Below are 17,367 nucleotides of genomic sequence, written 5' to 3' on the forward strand. Positions count from 1 at the left end.
CGGCGCCTCACCGCATCTTGCTCGACTCTGGGCAATCACAGGCGCAATCTCCTAGCCACTTAAGGGCCGCAGGACTGACAAGTCGCGATCACAGGTCCGGAGATTTCGGAGACCACCATGGCCGACGCCAGTCTGACGCTTTTGAGTGCCCGAGAGGTCAAGGGCCCGTCGCGGTTGCTCGCGAGAATGAAGCGGAACCGCGGCTTGTCGTCGACGCCCCCCTGCCAGAGCCGCTGTCACACGGGCGCGTGTTCATCCAGTACCGGACAGAAAACATTCCCATCGTTCCGGTATTTGGAGTGGGTGCCCTCGACGTCTCGCCAAGGAAGCCCCTGCACATCACGGTCGACGACCTGCCATGGCACTTCGTCGACGCGAACGGCCAGACGCTCATCGTGGTCGGGCTGAAGCCCGGCCGACATAGGATCCTCATCGAGCTTGCGGATCCAACGCATTGGGTCATTACCTCGGAGACGATCGAGTTCGTCGTCCCTAACGCAGACTGAATAACTTCATAGCTCCCAAGGCGATCGCAGCGGTTCAGCTCCCCTACTGCAAGGCCGTCCCCTCGCTTAGGCCGCGATCACCTCATGAGAGACCCCCGCTCTTTCCCCGGCGGGGGCCTCTTTCCGCACGTCGAACCGTCGAGAGATCGCCATGTCGCAGCAGGACGTTCAGTTGTGCGCAACCCCATCGCCGTCGAGGTCCTTCAGTTGCCGGACGGCGCGCTTCTGTCGCCCGAGCCGACCCCAGATGAACTCCACATGTGGCGAGCCAATCTCGCCCTGGACATCGAGGCTGCGCTGAGGCGCCAGGCCGCCGCGCGGCTTCGCAGACGGCTAGCATTTCCCCGAGACGATCAAGTCACGCAGGTCTCCGTTGTCATCTTGGCATGGATCGCGGCCTTGCAGGTCTCTTCCTCGATCGCCAACTGTCACGACGACGGACGAACACGTCCAAGACTGTTCCCAAAGAACCAATAAGATCGTCAGCAGCGTCCGCGCGCGCCTGCTCGCGCACGAATGGATGGCTATCATGACAGGAAGAACATTGATCGAGATGTCGCCCAGTGAGAGAGCAGACATGCTGATGCTCGTGGTGAACGCCCTGGAAAGCGTCGCCGAGGATGCCGGCGAGCGAGGTGACCTGAAATCCGCCCGAAATGCGACCTATCTCGCATGCTCGATTCGAGGGTGCGGCATCGAAGCTTCTACGGATATGCTTCGGGCCGCGGAGATTCTGCTAGAGCAGGGCATCAGTTACGTCGTAAGCCTTTCCGAACGCTTCGAGGGCGTCTCGGACGAATCCGACGAACCTGAGGTGTCTTCAGAGCACCAGTCTCGTATCCTTCATTGAGGCAGCCTAAGGAAACAAATTGGCCTACGAACCAAAGCCCGGCGAGATCTGCATCTTCGACAACGAGAAGGCTGGACACGAGAACGCACCGGATCACCGCGGCTACTTCGTGGCACATCGCGACATTAAAGCGGGTGAAAAAATTCCGATCGTCCTGTGGACGGGCAGGCCTGGAAGCGTCCGTACCTTCGGCGGACGCATATCAGAGCGACAGAGTTCGGATGCGGACACGGCGGCTGTCCCGGCCGACCTGTTCGGCAATCCGCTGGAGAAGTGAAGGCTGCGCGTCAGCCCTCACTTTGTTTCACGATTTCAAGTTTTGGCGATGGGCGCACCAACGGACGCCTCCGGAGCAGCCGGAGATGGCTGGCCTCGACCGCCGCGTCGACGATGGACTTCCAGTCTTCTTCGGCCTGGCGGGCGAACTCGACGAACAGGATTGCGTTTTTTGCCGCAAGGCCGATGAGGCCGATCTGGGTCAGGACGTTGTTGTCCATGTCACGAAGGAATACACCAATCAGGGCCGCCAGGACGGCGAGAGGGACGATCAGAATGATCGCGAGGGGAAGGACCCAGCTCTCGTATTGGGCGGACAGCGCAAGGAATACGAAGATCACCGACAAAGCGAAGATGAAGGTCCCGGAGCTGCCCGTGTGTGTCTCCTGGTAGGCAAGTTCGGTCCATTCAGGTGCAGCCCGGAGGAAGCACCTTGGCCACGATCTCCTCCATCTTCTTGATCGCTGCTCCGGTGGAGGTGCCCGGCGTCGGGTTCCCCTGCAGCGGTACCGAGACATAAATGTTATAGCGCTGGACGAGCGTCGGCCCGCTCGTATCCTGGATGTCCATGACGGTTCCGAGCCGGACGAGGGCACCCTTTGCCGACCTCACCTTGAGTGCGAGGATGTCGTCCCTGTCCATCCGGAATTGGCGATCTGCCTGAGCCCGGAGGTCGGGACGTCGAGCTAGCGCGCCTTGTCGCGGTCGATCTCCAAATAGTATTCGGGGCTCGATTCCGAGAGGTGGTGAAGACGCCTGTCAGTCCTTCATCGGCGGCGCGGCCCGGCGGCAGCTCCCGCAACGAGTGTCAGAGTGTTCGCAATAGGATGGGTGCAGCCGACGCGTGGAGGTGCCGAAGGAGAGACGACCGGGTCCCCATTGACGTCGACGGCACTCGGTCGGCAGGGAGGCGGACACCTGCCGACTGGTTCTGTCAGGCCGCGTGGTGCTCGACCTTTGGGAAATCGACCTCGGTCTTGAAGACCTCGTTCATGTAGTTGGTGAAGGTGTTTGCGGCGACGTGGGCAACGATTTCGAGAAGCTCCTCGTCATCGAACCCAGCGGCTCTCATTGCATGCAGCTCGTCTTCGCTCACGGATCCACGCTCCTCGGCGACCTTGACCGCGAACTTCACGGCAGCATCGGCTCGCGCATCCGAGGATCCGCCGCGCCGAGCTGCCGCGATCTCGTCGATACTGAGCTTGGTCACGTGGGTTCCGGTGTAGGTGTGAGCGGCGAGGCAATAGCCGCACCCGTTCTTCTGGGCGATAGCAAGCGCGATTCTCTCGCGGATCTTCTTGTCCAGCTTGCCCTTGCCGAGCGCGCCGTTGAGCCCCGCATAGGCCTCTAGTACCGCTGGACTGTTGGACATCATGCGGAAGACGTTCGGGACGCCGCCCATTTGCTTCTTGATCGCCTCGAGTCTCGGGCGAGCAGCCTCGGGCGCCGCTTCGATGGAAGGATGCAGAGTTACGCGTGTCATCTCAGGACTCCTCAAGAAAGGGCTGGGTGCCGCTAGTGCAGCTCGTGGGATGGACGATCGGGGTCGATGACCGGGAGATCGATGGTCGTGGCATTGCGTCGACGAAGCCCCCGGACGGACGACGTGGGACGGCTGCGGCGAGCGTTGCGCCATCTGCGTGGGGTGACGGAGGTCATCTTCTTGAAGACCGTCGTAAAATGAGGCTGGTTCTGGAACCCGCATTGAAGGGCGATGTCCACAAGTGGGAGATCAGTTCCCAGCAGCAGCTTCGCGGCTTCCTGAATGCGAAGACGCAGAAGGAATTCATGTGCGCTCATCGAGGTGGCCGCCTTGAAGGTAGCGGCGAAGTGGGCGCGCGAGAAGCCCGCGACGTCCGCCAGCTCTTCAAGGGTCAGGCGCTGGTCGAGCCTCGCTTCTGCATGGCGCCGCACTCGGTTCAGCCGCCAGGTGGACAGGGGATGCACGCGGGGCAGGGACTGATAGCGCTCGAATGCCCGTGCCGAGAATTCGCGCGCAAGGTCGCTTCTTCGCGCCGCCGAGCTTTCCGACACGTCATCGATCAGTTCTGAGAGACGCTCGTCACGAATGTTAAAGCGGCCGCCGATGACCTGGCAAGGCCAGGAGTGCCGTTCGCGCAGGAACGTCAGGACGTACAGGCAGGCATCCGACTGCAGCTCCACGGAAATCGGATCAGAGCCTTCAATGAATGCGATGCTGTCTTCCACCAAGACGCCCTGATAGAGGACGCATCCTTTCTGCTCGAGGCGAAGCTCGGAATCGCGGTCTGCAAGGATGAAGGTGCCAGCTCCAGCGCTGAGCGAAGTGGTGATCGCGCGGCTTCCATTCTCGCGGGTGAGCTTCGCAAGGAAGATGTTGGGGTCAGCAACTTGATAGTGCTCCACATGCAGGCAGTCATCGAAGGTTTCGAAGACGTCGCCTGTCATGCCCAGGCTCACCTTGATGGCGATATCGGGGTGCATGTCATGCTCCTGTTGTTAACGGTGTTGCGGGGACGCCAGGCCTAATCCTCGGCGGCGCGCTCGATCATCGCTGCGACCTTGTCGGGGTGCGAGATCATCACGACGTGGGACGACCCCTTGACCTCCACCGCTTCCTTCGCGTTAGCGCGCTTGGCCATGTAGGCATGCAGTGCGGGAGGAAGGTTTTTGTCCTCGGAGCCGAAGATGAAGTGCGAGGGCAGAGACTTCCACGCGGGTTCGGTCGATGGCTCTTCGAAGGCTTCTGCCGCGATCGGGCGCTGCTCGGCTCCCATCAGCGCTGCCTTGTCCTTCGGCACGTCAGCCGCGAACTGTTTCCAGAACTTGCTCTGCTCGATGTAGAGGTCGTGCTTGCCATCCGGCTGAAGGACAGGCGGTGCAAGCGTGCCGCCCAGCGTGCTACCGGAGAACTTCTTGCCCAGCTCGCTGACGCTCTCACCGTTCTCCGGAGCAAGGCCGGACACGAAGACGAGTGACTTGACCCCAGTATCCTTGATCGAGACGTCGCTGATGACCGACCCACCATAGGAGTGACCGACGAGCACGATTGGGCCTTTGATCGACTTCAGCACCTGGCTGACGTAATCGGAGTCGTATTTCAGACCCCGCAGAGGGTTGGCGATAGCGACGACTGGATAGCCGTCCTTCAGGAGTTTTGTCGCCACGCCGTCCCAGCTCGCGGACTCTGCGAAGGCGCCGTGCACGAGAACGACGGTCGGTTTGGAGGCGGCGAGCGCTGATCCGCTCAGCAGGAGTGCTGCCAACATTGCGGTGCTTGAAAGGAACTTCTTCATGGATGTCACCTCTATGAGCGCCGGGATCCGAATGTCCCTATGGCACTGGTTTCATTGAGGTGACGCTACATCTTGCGGCGCGGAGATAGTGTGAGATGTCGGGAAGGGGTGTGAGACGATGTTGGGCGGGCAGGAGGCTGTCCGGCGCAAAAAGCGCACCGCAGGTCATCCCCTGCGGTGCCCTCGATATCGGGGCTTTGTCCAATAGCATGAACAGCTTGGCCAACGCGGTCACGCGCGGTCTGCGCCTACGAGAAGGCGAGCCTGAGTTGGACCTCACTCGGTGTCCTTGGCCAGGCGGATGTCTATCTCGCGCTCCATAAAGCTCCATTCCTTCGTCGCCCTAAGTTCGCTCAGCACGTCTTCGAATGCGGGCTCGTCGGCAGGAGCGAAGTCGAGGAAGCCTAGAAAATCGAAGGGTGCATCCATTTCCAGATCCCGGCAGTGGAGCAGCCGCCGGGCGATCGCGGGCAGAAAGCGCAGTCCTATCGCAATATGATGCGACTGCTCCTCGAGAACGGCGCGGCGTTCGTCCTGTGTCATTGCCCACCAGTCGGCGGACTTTTGCAGTAGGATGAGAGCGGCTCTTGTCGCTTCCGGGCGGCCGATCGGCTCCTGCCTTTCCACGAGCGAACGCTTTTCGTCACGTGTAGTGTATCGGTCGTTGGTGGCGACCCCGCGAAGGATCCAGGCGGCGTCGGATGCTTCCGCCGGGCCGTTCCCTGAAAGCATGGCCACTCGGGATACCGCAGCTAATGGTGGTCCCAAGAGGGCGCGCTGCGAAACGACGATCCATCCGCCCTGGTTGCCGCCAACAAACGTCGTTGCTCTCGGGTTCGGTGCGCCGAAATCGGTCATGAGAAGCTCCAGGGAATCTGGTCGGCGATCAGGCGTTGATGGCCATATCCACCGCAGACAGCAGATCCTGATGCCGCACTGGTTTCGTCAGGAACTCGACAGCGCCGGCCTTCATGGCGCGAACCGACATCGGAATGTCCGCGTTGCCGCTGATGAAGACGATCCGCTGACGGAGACCCGACTTCATGAGTTCGGCCTGGAAGTCCAAGCCGCTCTGTCCGGGGAGGCCGACGTCGAGTATCAGACAATCCGCGCGATGTACACTGTCGCTTTCCTCATAGGCCTTCACCGAGGGAAATGATCCCACGCAGTGACCGACCGACCGGAGGAGCCCGGTTATCGCGCGTCGGACGCCATCGTCGTCGTCGATCAGGACTATGTACGGCTTGTCCTTGTCAACCTTCTCTACGATGTCGATTGTCGGCTGCGGTGCGATGCCAAGGGAAGGGGCCAGGCCACCTTGCGGCGCTGTATCGTCCCGAACGAGCATGTATCCGCGGCGAACGATAGTCTTGATCATATCCCCGTGGTCGCCCAGCGCCCTACGAAGCGAGCCGATCTGGAAACGGAGGTTGCACTCCTCGACGACCATCGACGGCCAGACCTCGTCGAAGATCTCTTCCTTGCTCACGATGCCACCGTTGTGCCGCAGGAGGACCATGAGTAGATCGAACGCGCGTCCACCGATCTCTCGGGGTCGGCCGTCCATGAGGAGCTGTCTCGAGTGGGGGACGGCGCAGAAGCGGCCGAAGCTTATGGCGTCGTCGCCTGTTTCGCGCGGCCCATGGTGCGGTGGCTGTGCGTCCCGAGACTTCGGACGGTCTGTCGAATTTGCGAACGGAACTTGCATGGCTGACTCCCCAGTCGGCTGCGGATGTCGCCGCATGTGTGGGATCGCGAAGTTGGCTTCGTTCTCTTCCCCGGCCCGCGGAGGCATCGACATCAATGTGTGATCGCGAGAGCAACCTAGCCCCGCAGGCAATGGTGAACAATCCGACTCTTGTCGCTAGAACACGGCCAAGGTCGATGCGGACTCGACCTTAGTCTAGGTTTTCCGAGCGGATCTGGACATCTCACGGGATCTCACCCGGCTTCACGACAACTACCTCGTGATCGTTGCCGGGGAAGAGTATTGCTCAATCGACTTGAGCATAATGGTTCAAGCGGATCTGGCACCGAGCTAAAATAGCTCCGCATTGTGCAGATCGGCTTTCCTCGATCGAAGCTCGGCCGAATTTGGATCGAGGCCGCCACCACGCTTCCTCCCAGCGTGGTGGCACTTCTTCAGGCACGCTGTCAACCAATGGAGCGGGTAATGACCAAACACGACTATGCCTTATCAAGACGCGGTTTCTGCCTTTGCTGCCTTGGCGGCGCGACGGTTGCCGCCACGGGCGCGTGGCTGACGCCCCGCGCGGCCTTCGCGGCCGCCAAGAGCCAGGTCCTGATCATCCGCGAGGCCGCCGCCAAAGCCGACATCGCGACCACAAAACTTCGCGGCGGCGTGAACGTACTCGTCGGTTCGGGCGGCAACGTCGCCGCCGTCACTGGCAAGGACGGCAAGCTGCTGGTCGACGCCGGAATAACCGCCACGCGTCCGCGTCTGGAAAAGGCTCTGGCGGATATCGGTCCGGAGCCGATCACTCATCTCATCGACACTCACTGGCACTTCGACCATACCGACGGCAATGAATGGCTGAACTCCGAAGGTGCCGCCATTATGGCGCATCCGAACACCCTGAAGCATCTCGAAGCCGCCACCCGCGTCGATGACTGGAACTTCGACTTCCCACCGTCCCCGAAGGGCGCGCTGCCGACCCGCCTGATGAAGGGCAACGAGGAAACGCTGAAGCTCGACAACAAGACGATCAAACTCAGGTACTACGGCCCTGCTCACACCGACAGCGACATTTCGGTGTTCTTCGAGGAGGACAACGTGATCCATGTCGGTGACACGCTTTGGACCGGGCTATACCCGTTCATCGACTCTTCGACGGGCGGCAGTATCGACGGCCAGATCGCCGCGGCAGAAGCGAACATAAAGATGGTCGACAAGGAGACCGTCGTTATCCCTGGTCACGGCGACATCGCGAACCGCGAAGACATCAAGGTCTGGCTCGACATGCTCGTCGGTGCCAGAGAGGAGGTGGCCAAAATGAAAAAGGCTGGCCGCTCCGTCGAGGAAACCATCGCTGCCAACCCGACCAAGCAATGGGACGCCAAGTTCGGCCAGTGGGTGATACCTCCGGCGCTCTTCACGCGTGTTGTCTACGAAGGCGTCTGAAGGCATTCTGGCCCGAGGGCTGCCGGAGGAGGGTGACTATGGACATCGCGCATCAGGTCTCGAGCGACGTAGCCTTCACGACAAGCGTGAAGGCGATCCAGGAACGCAAGGGGTCTCGACGTTCGTATTTGCGGATGGAAGAGCGTGGTGGGTGGGCGACCACGATCACACCCGACCTAAAAGACTACATCGAGAAGCAGATCAGCGTGTTTCTCGCCACGGTAAATTCCGAGGGTCAGCCATACATCCAGCATCGTGGCGGCCCTCCGGGGTTTCTTCGGGTGATTGACGAAACGACGATCGGCTTCGTCGACTTCGTTGGAAATCGGCAGTTCATCTCGCAGGGAAACCTGGTCGAGAACGACAAGGCACATCTTTTTCTCATCGACTACGGCAGTCGATCCCGGGTGAAGATCTGGGGTACTGCCAAGGTCGTCGAAGGCGACGAGGAAACGGTCAAGAAGTTGATGCCCGAAGGATACGCAGCGAGGCCGGAACAGGTGATTCTCTTCAAGGTGACGGCCTGGGATGCGAATTGCCCGCAGCATATCCCGCTGCGGTTTGAGGCAGACGAGGTGCTTAAGGCAATCGAGACAAGGGATACGCGCATCAGGGAACTGGAAGCGCAAGTCGCAGCATTGAAAGCGGCTGCCACCAATCATGGATAGGGACGACAAATGACCCGCCCACCACTGCCACCCTTCACCCTTCAGTCCGCGACCGAGAAGGTCCGGCTTGCCGAGGACGCCTGGAACACTCGGGATCCTGCGAAAGTCGCGCTCGCCTACACGGTCGACAGTCGCTGGCGGAACCGCGCAGAGTTCGTGGTCGGTCGTCCGGCGATAGAAGCATTCCTTGCTCGGAAGTGGGCGAAGGAGCTTGATTATCGACTGATCAAGGAACTCTGGGCCTTCTCAGGAAATCGCGTCGCGGTCCGCTTTGCCTACGAACACCACGATGACAGTGGCACCTGGTTCAGAGCCTATGGCAACGAGAATTGGGAATTCGACGCCGACGGTTTAATGAAGTACCGTCATGCGAGCATCAACGAGCATCCGATTAAGGAAACGGACCGCGCCTTCAAGTGGCCGCTCGGCCGCCGCCCGGACGGGCATTGGGGATTGAGCCATTACGGTTTCTAGCGCCGCAGGAAACCTGATTTAGGAGGGCAGATGTCCAAGCGCACTCAGGTCGATACGAACACGAACGACAACTATCCCCCGCTCCCGCCCATACAGACGGGCATTCGTGGCCTTTGTCCACGATGCGGCAAAGGCCATCTGTTCAAGGGCTTTCTGACGCTTCGTCCAAACTGCGAGGTCTGTGGGCTCGACTACTCCTTCGCCGATCCCGCCGATGGTCCGGCCTTCTTTGTCATCTGTTTTGCCTGCATTCCGACGGTGCTGCTCTCGGTATGGCTCGAGGTCGCGCACAATGCGTCGATCTGGACGCAGATCTTCGTCACCGGACCGTTCCTGCTCGCGACCTGTATTCCACCACTTCGGCCGCTCAAAGGCTGGCTGGTAGCCTCCCAGTATTTCTACAAGGCCCAGGAAGGCAGACTATCCAAGGGCGACGAGATCGATGCCGACTAGAGGAGGTCGTTCATGAAGCCGATTGAACATCGTTCGACGCATAACTTCGATGAAGCGTTGGAGGCGATAAAGATCGCCATCGGCAAAGCAGGGTTGACCATTTTCGCTGAAATCGATCACGCGCAAGCCGCTCGCGAAAACGGGCTGTCGATGCCGGAGACACGCGTTCTCATCTACGGCAACCCGAAAGTCGGGACCCCTTTGATGACGGACGCGCCCTTGACGGCTCTCGACCTACCACTGCGCCTGCTCATCAGGGAGCTTCCCGGAGACAGGGCCGCGATTGCCTATCATCCCCTTGCGGAGATGTTCGAAGCCCTCGGCGTGAAAGGCCAGGACGCGGCTCGTTTCGACAGCGCCCAACGGACGATAGCCGAGGCGGGCTGCATTTCGAGCTGTCGCTAATCATCTGACGAATAGGAAAGACCGCGGCCCACCAAAGCGGAATACTCCAGATCAAGAGGCGACAACGGCGCCTAACGATATTGGAGACCGGAATGCAGCTCTACTACCATCCGCTATCCGGCCACTCGCATCGGGTCAGGCTCTTCCTTACGCTCGTGAACGAGCCGTTCGAACTCGTCGAGGTGGACATCCGCCGGGGTGAGCAGAAGACGAACGAATTCCTGAAGATGAACAGGTTCGGTCAAGTGCCAGTTCTCAAGGATGGCGACGCCGTTATCGCGGACTCGAATGCAATCCTGATCTATCTGGCCAAGAAGCTCGGACGGCACGACTGGCTGCCCGAGGATCCGATGGGTGCGGCGGCCGTTCAGCGCTGGCTCTCGGTCGCAGCAGGCGAGGTGGCATACGGCGTCGCTACGGCACGAAGAATACGGATATCCGGTCCGAAACCTGTCCCGGACGAAGTGCTGTCGAGATCCTATGCGCTCCTGAAGGTTTTGGACGACGAGCTTGAGACAAGGAATTGGCTCGCGGCGTCCTCGCCGACGCTCGCTGATCTGGCCGTGTACGGCTACGTGGCGCGGGCGCCCGAGGGAGGGATCGATCTGACCATCTATCCCAATGTCCAGTCATGGCTGTGCCGGGTCGAGTCTCTCCCTGGCTTCGTGCCTTTCGCCAAGACCGCAGTCGGCGTAGCTGCGCCCGCTTGAGGAAATAGACACCCGCAATTCGGAGGTTCAGCGCATGACATTCAAGCCGGATGTTTCAATCACCAGACGGGAAGCGGTGATCGCCGGATCGGCAGTCGCGCTCGCTCTTGCACTGCCCGCGACGGCTGCCGAAGCCGCCACGAAACAGAAACCATCACCCGCAACGGAGCACAAGTTCATGGGTACTGTGAAAGTGAAGGACGGAACCGAGATCTTCTACAAGGACTGGGGTCCGAAGGATGCGCAGGTCATCATGTTTCACCATGGCTGGCCACTCAGCAGCGACGACTGGGACAATCAAATGTTGTTTTTCATCGCCCAGGGCTACCGGGTCATCGCACACGACCGACGCGGGCATGGCCGCTCTTCCCACAGCCGCACGGGGCACGAGATGGATACGTACGCAGCGGACGTCGCCGAGGTGGTCGAGGCGCTCGATCTCAAGAACGCGGTCCACGTCGGTCATTCGACCGGGGGCGGGGAGGTTGTCCACTATGTCGCCCGCGCCAAGCCCGGCCGCGTCAAGAAGGCGGTGATCGTCGCTGCCGTGCCTCCGGTCATGGTGAAATCGGAGAAGAACCCCGGCGGTCTGCCGATCGAAGTCTTCGACGGCCTCCGGAAGGCGCTCGCCGACAACAGGGCGCAGTTCTACATCGACGTGCCGACCGGGCCGTTCTACGGCTTCAACAGGCCCAATGCGAAAGTCTCGCAAGGTTTGATCAACAACTGGTGGCACCAGGGCATGATGGGCGCCGCAAACGCGCACTACGAGTGTATCAAGGCCTGGTCGGAGACTGACTTCACCGAAGACCTGAAGAAGATCGAGATTCCCGTTCTCGTTATGCACGGCACCGATGACCAGGTCGTACCCTACGCCGACGCCGGGCCGCTGTCGGCCAAGCTTCTGAAAAACGCGACGCTGAAGACGTACGAGGGCTATCCGCACGGGATGCTTTCGACGAACCCGGACGTCCTGAACCCCGACATCCTTGCCTTCATCAAGGCGTAGCCGGAAGCAAGTTGGGAGGCTGGATGTCAGGCCGGCCTTCTCGACGACCTTCGAACCGCCCACGATGGCGCCCCTGTAAAATTAGTTTAGGATCACGAGCGGCCTCAGCCGTTGGCATACGGAGCTTCGTGATGGACCTGTCCCGTTACCAGATGCATTTGCTTCGCGAGGACGCTGTCAGCGCTCTCTATCGAGGCACGGCCAGCGACGGCGGCGCTCCGCTCCTACTGGTCACGGCCGCTTCTCCGGACACCGTCAGCGAATGCCATCCACGCTTCGAATACGTGCTGTCTCTCGCCGACCGCCTCGATGAAAAGTGGGCGGCAACTCCTCTGTCACTGGAACGTTACGATGGCCGGGAGTTCCTGGTGCTGCAGGACCAGGGCGGGCTGCCGCTGACTGCTGAATTAGGCCGTCCATTCGAGCTGGGCCGATTTCTTGCCGTGGCCACGAACGCAGCAGCAGCGGTGAGACAGGTTCACGAACGGGGCCTGATCCACAAGGATCTTCGCCCAGACCGCTTTCTTGCAGATGATTTGGGAGCGGTTCGGCTGCTCGGCTTTGGAAAGGCGGGCTCCCAGACGAGTGTGCCCGAGCTGCCCGCCACAGCGCGTGGCATGGCGGACTCGCTTCCATATGTGTCCCCCGAACAGACGGGGCGAATGAAGGAGCCCGTTGACGAGCGGAGCGATCTCTATTCTCTTGGCATCGTCTTCTATCAGATGCTCACGGGCGAACTTCCGTTCATGGCGGTGGACGCAATGGAATGGATCCATTCCCACGTCGCCCGCCGACCAATACCTCCGAGGGAGCGGCACGATGCCATTCCGCCTGTCGTCCAGTCGATCGTACTTAAGCTCCTCAGCAAGAACCCCGGCGACCGCTATCAGACGGCTGCGGGCCTCGAAAGCGATCTCAGGCGGTGTCTCGGCAGTTTTGCTTCGACGGGACGCGTCGAGGAGTTCGACGTGGCAACAGCAGACGCCCTGCGGCATCTCCAGGTTCCGGACAAGCTCTATGGCCGCTCTGTGGAAATACGCACTCTTTGCGAGTCGTTCGAGGTCGCCAGATCGCCGGGCGGAAAGGCTGTAGCTCTCGTCTCCGGTCCCGCAGGCGTCGGGAAGTCGTCGCTTATTCGAGAACTGCGCAAGTCGATCCCGTTCAGCGGATGTTTGTTTGCAGCCGGGAAGTTCGACCAGTACACGCGCGACATCCCCTACGCCACGATAGCGCAGGCCTTCCGCGGACTTGTACGTCAGATCCTCGGCGCGGGCGAGGCGGAGCTGGGGCGCTGGCGGTTGGCGCTGAGCGAGGCCCTCGGTCCGAACGCGCAATTGATGATCAACCTCATTCCGGAACTTGCGCTGGTGATCGGCGAGCAGCCTCCGGCTCCCGACATGGCGCCCCACGAAGCGAAGTCGCGCTTCAATCTCGTCTTCAGCCGTTTTATTCAGGTGTTTGCGCGGCCGGACAATCCGCTCGTCCTGTTCATAGACGATCTGCAATGGCTGGACATCCCCACGCTTGATCTGCTCGCAAGGATCACCGTGGACGAGGACGTCGCAAATCTCATGCTCATTTGCGCCTACCGCGACGACGAGGTGCCTCGCGGGCATCCGCTGAACGATGCGCGCGATGCCTTCAGGGCCGGAAGCTGCCGTTATGACGAACTGCGTCTTGGCCCGCTGGACGAGGGCGAAATCAGACACCTTCTGGCCGACATGCTTGGGAACGATGTCCCGTCGGTCGCGCGGCTGGCGAAGCTCGTGCAACAGAAGACGGGCGGAAACCCGTTCTTTGTTCTTCATTTCATAGAAGCCCTCGATCTCGAAGGAGCGCTCTCCTACGACCACGAGACCACGAAATGGAGATGGGACGAGAACAGGATCCGCGCGACGAAGATCACCGACAACGTCGCAGATCTCGTGGTCTCGAAGCTGGGCAGGCTTCCGCTCCGCGCTCTCGAGATGGTCAAGCTGATGGCATGTCTCGGGAACGGCACGTCCGCGACTATCCTTTCGCTGATCACAGCCAAGCCGAGGCAGGAGGTCGTCGGCATTCTGTGGGAGGCCGTCGAAGGGGGACTGCTGCTGCGCTCCGACGACGACTTCGTGCTTGTGCACGACAGGGTCCAGGAAGCCGCATACCGCATGGTGTCGGAGGCTGAGAGGCCGGAGATTCATTTTCGGATCGGCTCCGCGCTGATGGAAAAGCTGCCGCCGGGCGCGCTGAAGAAGCATATCTTCGAGGTGGCTGACCAACTCGGGCGCGGCCTCGACCAGGCGGTCGATCCCCACAGACTCGAGAGGATCGCCGAACTTTTCCTCGAAGCTGGCAGGCGCGCCAAGGCATCTGTCGCATACCGTTCCGCCCTCAAATATCTCAAGACGGGCCTGAGCCTGATCGAGAAGGCTGGATGGGAGCGGTACTCAATTAGATTTCCACTCGAACTCGAGAGTGCCGAGTGCGAGTATCTGTCAGGCGAGAACGAGGTCGCGGAAGCCCATCTCGTTCATCTCGCGGCAAAGGCGGAGGACGCGGTTGATCGCGGCGCCGTGGTCGGCCTACGGTCATCCCTCTATCTGACGCTCGGAGACCAGGACAAGGCGGTGGAGGTGGCGCTCGAGTACCTGCGCGACTTCGGGATCGAGTGGTCCGCTAATCCGAGCGACGCCGAGGTTCGCGCGGGCATCGACGATCTGTACGAGCGGCTAGCGGGACGATCCATCGATCAGCTCGTTCACCTTCCGCGGATGGAGGACCGCGACTGGCTCGCCGCGATGGAGGTACTCGCGTACACGATCCTCCCCGCCATCGTCACGGACGGAAATCTCGAGGAACTGATCTACCTGCAGATGGTGTCGCTCAGCCTCCGCCACGGCAACTGCGACGCTTCCTGCTATGCCTACGTCTCGGTCATCATTCCGCTTGGTCTGCGATCGGGCGACTACGCGTCCGGCGGACAGTTCGGCAGGCTGGGGCTGGAGCTTGTCGAGCGTCATGGAATGGATCGCTTCAAGGCCCGCGTCTACGCCTGCTACGGCTGCTTTTGCGTGCCCTGGACCCAGCATCTATCGATCTCGGAGAAGTACTCCCGCCAGGCAATAGCGACAGCGGTTGCCGGGGCAGACCTGGTCTTCAGCGTTGCGCCTGGGGAGGCGCTGGTTGCGCATCTTCTTATCCGCGGTGTCGATCTGGAAGCGGCTCAACGGGACGCGCAACAGTTCTTGGAAGCTGCCAGTAAAACCGGATTTTCGCTGGCGGCCGACGCGGCTGCAGGGCAGCTCCTCCATATCCGGGAACTGCGTGACATTGAAGAGCCTGATCCCGCCCTCCCGGTCCGCGAGGCATTTGAAACCTATCTGGTCGAAGCAGGGGAGCGCCTGAAGCTCGTCCTAGCATGGTACTGGATCCAGAGGATCGTGGCGCGCTATCTGGCGGGAGACTACATCGGCGCACTGGCGGCATCGCGGGAGGCAGCTTCCAACAGAAGTGCGAAGTCGTTCGTCGAAATCGCAGAGTTCCACTTCTACAGCGCTCTCGCACACGCGGCGGCCGCTTCTCGATCCGACGACATGGGTCGCGGCGCGCACGTCGAGGCATTGCGGCTTCACCAGCTCCATGTCGACATCTGGGCCAAGAGCAGTCCCGAGAACTTCGGCAATCGGGCCTTCCTGCTTTCGGCGGAGATGGCACGGCTGGAAAACAGGTCGATCGACGCCCTCGAACTCTATGAGAAGGCGATCGCTTCGGCCCGGCAGCACGGCTTCGTCCAGAACGAGGGGATCGCAAGCGAACTCGCAGGGCGCTTCTCAGGCTCGCTCGGGTTGAAATCGACCGCCGAAAGCTTCCTGAAGAACGCCAGAGCGTGCTTCTCGGCATGGGGTGCGACTGCGATCGTCAGGAGGCTGGACGAAGAGAACCCAGGGATAGGGAGCGAGTCCAACGGGATAGCGAAGTCCGAAGATCACCCTCTGGAAATGGCGGCGGTCGTTGCGATGTCTCAGGCGGTGTCCGGAGAGATCGTTTTGGATCGCTTGATAGAACGCCTGATGGTGACCGTCGTGGAGCATTCCGGCGCAGTCAGGGGATTGCTGCTGCTGCCGAAGGACGGCGAAATGCAGATCGTCTCCGAGGCCGTGACCTATGACGACGGCATATCGGTAAAGCTCAACACGTTCGAGCGAAGGCTGCCGGAGACGGTTCTGGCCTACGTGACCAGGACGCAGGATGTCGTGATCCTGGATGGCGTCGGCAACGAGCATCCGTTCGCCGAAGACCCTTACGTGCGTGAGGTACCATCGACATCCATCCTCTGTCTTCCGATCGTCAAGCAGCAGCAACTCGTCGGCGTCCTCTATCTCGAGAACGGCTTGTCCACCAACCTGTTCAAGCAGGCTCAGGTTGCGGTCCTCCAGTTGCTGGCCTCACAGGCGGCGATCTCCCTGGAGAACGCTGCCCTCTACCAGGCCTCCAAGGACACCCAGGAGAAGGCCCGGCAAGCCGCCGAGGAGCTTCGGCTCGCCTACGACATGATCCCGGCGCTGGCCTGGAACAGCGATATCGACGGCACGCTTTTGAGCTTCAACAAACGTTGGCACGACTTCACCGGGCTTACGCTTGAAGAATCCCTCGGTAACGGATGGATGCGTGCCATTCATCCAGACGACCTCGACAAGGTCGTTGCGAAATGGATCGAGGTGCTCGGTGTGGGCGAGGCGGGTGAGGTTGAGGCGCGGATGATCCGCATGGATGGCGTCGCCCGTTCGTTCCTGATACGCGCGACACCAATGCGTGACCAGCAAGGAGCGATCATCAAATGGTACGGCACCAACATCGATATCGACGACCTGAAACGGATGGAGGAAGCACAGCAGCATCTCTCGCGTGCCGCAAGGCTGACCGCGCTCGGCGAGTTGACGGCTTCCATCGCGCATGAAGTCAACCAGCCGCTAATGGCCATCGTGATGAACGCGGCGACCTGCCTGAAATGGCTGAGCGAAGGCCAGCTGGAAATCGAGGAGGCCCGTCAGGCGGCCGAGCGCATCATTCGTGACAGCCACCGCGCCGGAGACGTCATCGCCAGCATCAGGGCACTCGCGCGAAAGGCGCCGCTCTCGATGGAGGCTGTCGACATCAACGGCATGATCGACGGCGTGATCGTGCTGACGCGTGGCGAATTGCAGCGGCACGGCATATCGCTGGCGACGGATCTTGATCCCGATGTGGTGTCTGTGGTGGGAGACCGCATCCAGCTGCAGCAGGTCGTTCTCAACCTTATCCTTAACGCAGCCGAGGCGATGGGATCGGCAACGGATGGGCCGCGCAGCCTGCATCTTCGAAGCGAACGGCTGGAGGACGGCAAGATCATGGTATCGGTGACGGACAGCGGTCCGGGTGTCGAGCCGTCACGTCGAGACGAGATTTTCGACGCCTTCTTCACGACGAAGACAGCGGGCCTCGGAATGGGTCTGTCGATCTGCCGCTCGATCGTCGAGGCCCATGGCGGCACGCTGTGGGTGAGGGCGAACGAGCCGACAGGAAGCGTCTTCTCCTTCACCTTGAAAGGAGGCGCTGTCGTCCGGACGGCTCCGTAGGG

The 17,367-nt window shown here is 60.9% G+C and carries 17 protein-coding genes and 1 pseudogene; 12 read left to right on the forward strand and 6 right to left on the reverse strand.

Annotated elements, in window-relative coordinates; genetic code table 11:
- Positions 1–17: 17 nt before the first annotated feature.
- The 4 genes from FHT76_RS35735 to FHT76_RS35750 all read left to right on the forward strand — a co-directional run bounded on the left by FHT76_RS35735 (position 18) and on the right by FHT76_RS35750 (position 1,633).
- Positions 18–506 (forward strand): DUF6130 family protein, encoded by a 489-nt coding sequence (locus FHT76_RS35735; RefSeq protein ID WP_259186393.1) that lies wholly within the window; start codon positions 18–20, stop codon positions 504–506.
- A gap of 174 nt (positions 507–680) precedes the next feature.
- The gene (locus FHT76_RS35740; RefSeq protein WP_259186396.1) at positions 681–983 is read left to right on the forward strand and encodes a hypothetical protein; all 303 of its coding nucleotides are present in this window, start codon (positions 681–683) and stop codon (positions 981–983) included.
- 52 nt (positions 984–1,035) lie between these two features.
- Positions 1,036–1,356: a hypothetical protein gene (locus FHT76_RS35745; RefSeq protein WP_259186397.1), complete on the forward strand. Its 321-nt coding sequence runs from the start codon at positions 1,036–1,038 to the stop codon at positions 1,354–1,356.
- A gap of 19 nt (positions 1,357–1,375) precedes the next feature.
- Positions 1,376–1,633, forward strand: coding sequence for a hypothetical protein (locus FHT76_RS35750; protein WP_183758888.1), 258 nt, complete (start codon positions 1,376–1,378; stop codon positions 1,631–1,633).
- Between the two features lie 55 nt (positions 1,634–1,688).
- On the opposite strand, the pseudogene FHT76_RS35755 reads toward FHT76_RS35750, so the two are convergent.
- The 6 genes and pseudogenes from FHT76_RS35755 to FHT76_RS35780 form a co-directional block, all read right to left on the reverse strand.
- Positions 1,689–2,304, reverse strand: a pseudogene (locus FHT76_RS35755) (efflux RND transporter permease subunit); the annotation flags it as partial.
- A gap of 262 nt (positions 2,305–2,566) precedes the next feature.
- Positions 2,567–3,115, reverse strand: a complete 549-nt coding sequence (locus tag FHT76_RS35760; protein WP_183758890.1) for a carboxymuconolactone decarboxylase family protein — start codon at positions 3,113–3,115, stop codon at positions 2,567–2,569.
- Positions 3,116–3,147: 32 nt separating this feature from the next.
- Positions 3,148–4,095 carry a helix-turn-helix domain-containing protein gene (locus FHT76_RS35765; protein WP_183758892.1) on the reverse strand — a complete coding sequence of 316 codons (948 nt, stop codon included), beginning with the start codon at positions 4,093–4,095 and terminating at the stop codon, positions 3,148–3,150.
- 41 nt (positions 4,096–4,136) lie between these two features.
- Positions 4,137–4,907, reverse strand: coding sequence for an alpha/beta fold hydrolase (locus tag FHT76_RS35770; RefSeq protein WP_183758894.1), 771 nt, complete (start codon positions 4,905–4,907; stop codon positions 4,137–4,139).
- 276 nt (positions 4,908–5,183) lie between these two features.
- A complete protein-coding gene (locus FHT76_RS35775) occupies positions 5,184–5,765 on the reverse strand; it encodes a chlorite dismutase family protein (RefSeq protein WP_183758897.1) in 582 nt (193 codons plus the stop codon).
- A 28-nt stretch (positions 5,766–5,793) separates the two neighbouring features.
- Positions 5,794–6,615 (reverse strand): response regulator, encoded by an 822-nt coding sequence (locus FHT76_RS35780; protein WP_183864787.1) that lies wholly within the window; start codon positions 6,613–6,615, stop codon positions 5,794–5,796.
- A gap of 465 nt (positions 6,616–7,080) precedes the next feature.
- On the opposite strand from FHT76_RS35780, the gene FHT76_RS35785 reads away from it, so the two are divergent.
- The 8 genes from FHT76_RS35785 to FHT76_RS35820 all read left to right on the forward strand — a co-directional run bounded on the left by FHT76_RS35785 (position 7,081) and on the right by FHT76_RS35820 (position 17,365).
- The gene (locus FHT76_RS35785) at positions 7,081–8,049 is read left to right on the forward strand and encodes an MBL fold metallo-hydrolase (RefSeq protein ID WP_183864788.1); all 969 of its coding nucleotides are present in this window, start codon (positions 7,081–7,083) and stop codon (positions 8,047–8,049) included.
- 38 nt (positions 8,050–8,087) lie between these two features.
- Positions 8,088–8,717, forward strand: coding sequence for a pyridoxamine 5'-phosphate oxidase family protein (locus FHT76_RS35790; protein WP_183758903.1), 630 nt, complete (start codon positions 8,088–8,090; stop codon positions 8,715–8,717).
- A 9-nt stretch (positions 8,718–8,726) separates the two neighbouring features.
- Positions 8,727–9,191, forward strand: a complete 465-nt coding sequence (locus FHT76_RS35795; RefSeq protein WP_183758905.1) for a nuclear transport factor 2 family protein — start codon at positions 8,727–8,729, stop codon at positions 9,189–9,191.
- A gap of 30 nt (positions 9,192–9,221) precedes the next feature.
- On the forward strand, positions 9,222–9,644 hold the full coding sequence (locus FHT76_RS35800) for a DUF983 domain-containing protein (protein ID WP_183758907.1): 423 nt from the start codon (positions 9,222–9,224) through the stop codon (positions 9,642–9,644).
- 12 nt (positions 9,645–9,656) lie between these two features.
- Positions 9,657–10,049: a DUF302 domain-containing protein gene (locus FHT76_RS35805; protein WP_183758909.1), complete on the forward strand. Its 393-nt coding sequence runs from the start codon at positions 9,657–9,659 to the stop codon at positions 10,047–10,049.
- Between the two features lie 92 nt (positions 10,050–10,141).
- Positions 10,142–10,759 (forward strand): glutathione S-transferase family protein, encoded by a 618-nt coding sequence (locus tag FHT76_RS35810; protein ID WP_259131124.1) that lies wholly within the window; start codon positions 10,142–10,144, stop codon positions 10,757–10,759.
- 178 nt (positions 10,760–10,937) lie between these two features.
- Positions 10,938–11,768 carry an alpha/beta fold hydrolase gene (locus FHT76_RS35815; protein ID WP_183758951.1) on the forward strand — a complete coding sequence of 277 codons (831 nt, stop codon included), beginning with the start codon at positions 10,938–10,940 and terminating at the stop codon, positions 11,766–11,768.
- A gap of 131 nt (positions 11,769–11,899) precedes the next feature.
- Complete coding sequence (locus FHT76_RS35820; protein WP_259186412.1) at positions 11,900–17,365, forward strand: AAA family ATPase; 5,466 nt, start codon at positions 11,900–11,902, stop codon at positions 17,363–17,365.
- The last annotated feature ends 2 nt before the right edge of the window (positions 17,366–17,367 follow it).

Source organism: Rhizobium sp. BK176, assembly GCF_024808055.1.

Coding starts and splice junctions, on each gene's coding strand:
- FHT76_RS35780 (WP_183864787.1), bottom strand. CDS start 6,615: ATGCAAGTTCCGTTCGCAAATTCGACAGACCGTCCGAAGTCTCGGGAC.
- FHT76_RS35795 (WP_183758905.1), top strand. CDS start 8,727: ATGACCCGCCCACCACTGCCACCCTTCACCCTTCAGTCCGCGACCGAG.
- FHT76_RS35815 (WP_183758951.1), top strand. CDS start 10,938: ATGGGTACTGTGAAAGTGAAGGACGGAACCGAGATCTTCTACAAGGAC.
- FHT76_RS35765 (WP_183758892.1), bottom strand. CDS start 4,095: ATGCACCCCGATATCGCCATCAAGGTGAGCCTGGGCATGACAGGCGAC.
- FHT76_RS35760 (WP_183758890.1), bottom strand. CDS start 3,115: ATGACACGCGTAACTCTGCATCCTTCCATCGAAGCGGCGCCCGAGGCT.
- FHT76_RS35800 (WP_183758907.1), top strand. CDS start 9,222: ATGTCCAAGCGCACTCAGGTCGATACGAACACGAACGACAACTATCCC.
- FHT76_RS35810 (WP_259131124.1), top strand. CDS start 10,142: ATGCAGCTCTACTACCATCCGCTATCCGGCCACTCGCATCGGGTCAGG.
- FHT76_RS35770 (WP_183758894.1), bottom strand. CDS start 4,907: ATGAAGAAGTTCCTTTCAAGCACCGCAATGTTGGCAGCACTCCTGCTG.
- FHT76_RS35785 (WP_183864788.1), top strand. CDS start 7,081: ATGACCAAACACGACTATGCCTTATCAAGACGCGGTTTCTGCCTTTGC.
- FHT76_RS35745 (WP_259186397.1), top strand. CDS start 1,036: ATGACAGGAAGAACATTGATCGAGATGTCGCCCAGTGAGAGAGCAGAC.
- FHT76_RS35775 (WP_183758897.1), bottom strand. CDS start 5,765: ATGACCGATTTCGGCGCACCGAACCCGAGAGCAACGACGTTTGTTGGC.
- FHT76_RS35790 (WP_183758903.1), top strand. CDS start 8,088: ATGGACATCGCGCATCAGGTCTCGAGCGACGTAGCCTTCACGACAAGC.
- FHT76_RS35820 (WP_259186412.1), top strand. CDS start 11,900: ATGGACCTGTCCCGTTACCAGATGCATTTGCTTCGCGAGGACGCTGTC.
- FHT76_RS35805 (WP_183758909.1), top strand. CDS start 9,657: ATGAAGCCGATTGAACATCGTTCGACGCATAACTTCGATGAAGCGTTG.